This window comes from Hymenobacter sp. (genome assembly GCF_035709525.1).
In the GTDB taxonomy this organism is placed as follows: Bacteria; Bacteroidota; Bacteroidia; order Cytophagales; family Hymenobacteraceae; genus Hymenobacter.
The window spans coordinates 1-3,719 of the sequence record NZ_DASTEP010000247.1; the positions used below are offsets into that span (position 1 = coordinate 1).

Annotated in this window: 2 protein-coding genes; both read left to right on the forward strand. The window is 64.1% G+C overall.

The window, feature by feature from the left end; all coding sequences use genetic code 11:
* Nucleotides 1-55: 55 nt before the first annotated feature.
* Complete coding sequence (locus VFO93_RS22120) at nt 56-901, forward strand: N-acetylglucosamine kinase (RefSeq protein ID WP_325136557.1); 846 nt, start codon at nt 56-58, stop codon at nt 899-901.
* Between the two features lie 177 nt (nt 902-1,078).
* The gene (locus tag VFO93_RS22125; RefSeq protein ID WP_325136558.1) at nt 1,079-3,676 is read left to right on the forward strand and encodes a membrane or secreted protein; all 2,598 of its coding nucleotides are present in this window, start codon (nt 1,079-1,081) and stop codon (nt 3,674-3,676) included.
* Nucleotides 3,677-3,719 lie beyond the last annotated feature (43 nt).

Genomic DNA, 3,719 nt, shown 5'->3' on the forward strand with positions numbered 1-3,719 from the left:
TCAGCATGACAAAAACCCGCTATTTTCGCAGCTTCCCCCTTACTCCACTCACCTTATGATACTCATTGCCGACGGCGGCTCGACCAAAACCAACTGGTGCCAACTCTCCGAAGAGGGCCAGCGCGTGTATTTCAACACCCAGGGCTACAACCCTGATTTTGTGGATACGGCCTTCATCGTGGCGTCGCTCGACAAAGACCTGCCCGACGACATGAACCGCGCCGAGGTGCGCGAAATCTACTTCTACGGGGCCGGCGTGAGCAGCGCGGCCAAGGCCGAAACCATCGCCGCCGCCCTGCGCCAGACCTTCCCCAACGCCGCCCGCGTGGAAGTAACCGAAGACCTGCTGGCCGCCGCCCGCGCCCTGCTGGGCCGCGAAGCGGGCTTTGCCGCCATCCTGGGCACGGGCACCAACTCGTGCCTCTACGACGGCGAAAAAATCACCTATAACGTTGATTCTCTGGGCTATTTCCTGGGCGATGAGGGCAGCGGCTCGTACCTGGGCAAACGCCTGCTGCGCGACTACCTGCGCGGCCTGCTGCCCGAGGGTCTGGGCGAAGCTTTGCAGGCCGAGTACCACGTGGGCACGCGCAACGAGATTATCGACAAGCTCTACAACCAGCCGCTGCCCAACCGCTACCTGGCCAGCTTCGCCAAGTTTTGCTACGACCACAACAACGTGAGCTATTGCCGCCAAATCGTGCTCGAAGCCTTCGAGGCTTTCTTCCAAAATCTGGTGCTGCACTACCCCGACTACCAGAAGTATACCTTCAACTGCATCGGCTCGGTGGGATATAATTTCCGCGATGCCCTCACGCAAGTGGCTAACAGCCACGGCATGGAAGTGGGTAAAATTCTGCGCTCGCCCATCGACGACCTGGTGAGCTACCACGAAGGGTAAGGCTGTAGAGACGCAATATTTTGCGTCTTGCGTTGCTGAGCAGCGTGCCCTTACGCCTGCCCCAATAGCGTGCCCTAACGCCAGACGCAAAATATTGCGTCTCTACCGCGTCCGTTCTGCCAAGCTTCAATAAGCTCAGCGGGACGGACGTTTTTGCTGTTCGCCTGTTGCTAGCCTATGTCCTTCTTTTCCTTTCTCCGCGCCAGCCTGTCAGTCGCCGCGCTCGCGGCCAGCCTGCCCACCCGCGCCCAGGTGCCGCCCACGCCCACCGGCGATGTTTTTGTCGATGCCAAGGGTGTGTTGCGCTGGCAAAAAACCAAGCAGGAAGTCTCCCTGTTCGGCGTCAACTACACTGCACCCTTTGCCTACTCGTACCGCGCTTTGCTCAAGCAGGGCATTAAGCCCGAAGACGCCATCGACCAGGACGTGTACCACCTGGCGCGGCTGGGCGTCGATGCCTTTCGGGTGCACGTGTGGGACGTGGAAATAACCGACACGCTCGGCAACTTGCAGCAAAACGAGCACCTGCGCCTGCTCGACTACCTGATTACCAAGCTTCAGGCGCGCAACATCAAAATCATTCTCACGCCCATCGCCTACTGGGGCAATGCCTACCCCGAGCCCACCAACACGGGCCGGGGCTTTTCGAGCATCTACGACAAGGGGCAGGCGTATACCAACCCGCGCGCCGTGCGGGCGCAGGAAAACTACCTGGGGCAGTTTCTTCAGCACCGCAACCAGTACTCGGGCCGGCTGTATCGCGAAGACCCCGGCATCATCGCCTACGAGGTGTGCAACGAGCCGCACTACCGCCCGCCGCTGGCCCCGGTGCTCAGCTTCGCCAACCGGCTGGTGGCGGCCATGCGCGCCACGGGCTTGAAAAAGCCGATTTTCTACAACATCGCTGAAAGCCCGCAGGTGAAAGATGCCATCCTGGATGCCAACGTGCAGGGCGTCAGCTTTCAGTGGTACCCGGAGGGGCTGGTGGCGGGGCACGAGCTAAAGGGCAATTTTCTGCCCTACGTAGACCAGTACCCGCTGCCGTATAAGGGCGATAAGCGCTTCGATACCAAGGCCAAGATGGTGTACGAGTTTGAATCGGCCGACGTGTTGCAGCCCATCATGTACCCCTTCATGGCCAAGAGCTTTCGGGAGGCGGGCTTTCAGTGGGCCACGCAGTTTGCCTACGACCCGCTGGGTATCGCTGCCTTCAACACCGAGTATCAGACGCACTACCTCAACCTGGCTTACACGCCCGCCAAGGCGCTGAGCCTGCTCATCGCCGGCCGGGTATTTCACGAGGTGAAGCGCGGCCAAAGCTTCGGCCGCTACCCGGCCGACACGGTATTCGGGGCGGCCCGCGTGAGCTACCGCCAGCAGCTGAGCGAGTGGAATGCGCCCGCCGAGTTTTATTACACCGCCAACACCGGCAGCCGGCCAATGCAGCCCGCCCGGCTGCGCCACGTGGCGGGCGTAGGCTCGTCGGAAGTGGTGCAGTACGGCGGCAGCGGGGCGTATTTTCTCGACCAAGTAAGCCCCGGCACGTGGCGCTTGGAGGTGATGCCCGACGCGCAGCCCGAAAGTGACTCATTCGCAACGCCTGCGCTGAATAAGGTAGTCACGCGCATTACTTGGAATGCGCAGCCCTTAACCGTCGCGCTACCCGACCTGGGGCCAGCCTTTTTGTTGCGCGGACTCAGCAAAGGCAACCAAGCCCAGGCCACGGCCAGCGGCGGCCAAGTGGCGGTACGGCCAGGCACCTACCTACTCACCAAGGCCACGGATGCGCGCGCCTGGCCGGCGCAAAAGACGTTAGGTGTCATTGGCTTGGAAGAATTCGTGGCCCCGAATCCGACGTTTGAGCTGCCGCTGAACGTGCGCCACCAGCCCGCGCCCCAGGCCACGGCCGGGCAGCCGCTTAGCATCACCCTAACGGGCAGCGGCTCAGCCTTCAACCAGGCCGACAGCTTGCTGCTGGTGGCCCAGCATTACTACGGCCCGACCCGCACACTACCCATGCGGCGCACAGGCGGCGGGTCGGCCACGGCTACCGTGCCGGCTGCCCTCACCTACCCCGGCCTGCTGCGCTACTGGCTGGTGCTGAAGCAGCGGAGCGGGGAAACCGTCACCCTACCCGGCCCGGTGCCGGGCACGCCGCGCGACTGGGATTTTACGGGCAGCGCGACGGCCTGGGAGGTGCCGCTAGTGGCCGCCACCGCGCCGCTGCCGCTCTTCACCGCCGCCCGCGACCGCGACGCCGTGGAAGCCAAAGGCATCAGCTGGACCGATTGGACGGACTTCACCACCACGCCCGGCGGCGCGCTGGCCCTGCGCCTGCTCGTGAACCCGGCCAAGGCTGGGCAGCCGGCCCCCAGCCCCGCGTCGGCGCTGCGCGCCTACCTGGGGGCCAAAACTGCCACCCGCACGGCCGATTTAGCGGGCTTCAAAGACCTGGTTATCAAAGCAGCCAGCAACCAGCCGGCCAATACCCGCCTGCGGGTAGCCCTCGTGAGCCGCGACGCGGTGGCCTATGAGGCCGTGGTGCCGCTGCCCGCGCCGGGCACGGCCGCGCGGGTGCCACTGAGCGCCCTGCGGCCCGCGCCGCTGCTGCTGGTGCCCCGCCCCTACCCTGGCTTTTTGCCGCTCACGCACGGGCCGGCGAGCGCGCCGCCCTTCCGCCTGGCCGATATGGAGGTGCTGCAAGTGATAGTCGACCAGCCTGCCGCGCTCGGCGAGCAATTGCGCGTGGATATCGAGTCGGTGACGTTGGAGTAGCGGCCGGGGCGGGCTGCCGGCTTTTCGCCGGCTGTCCGCTCGT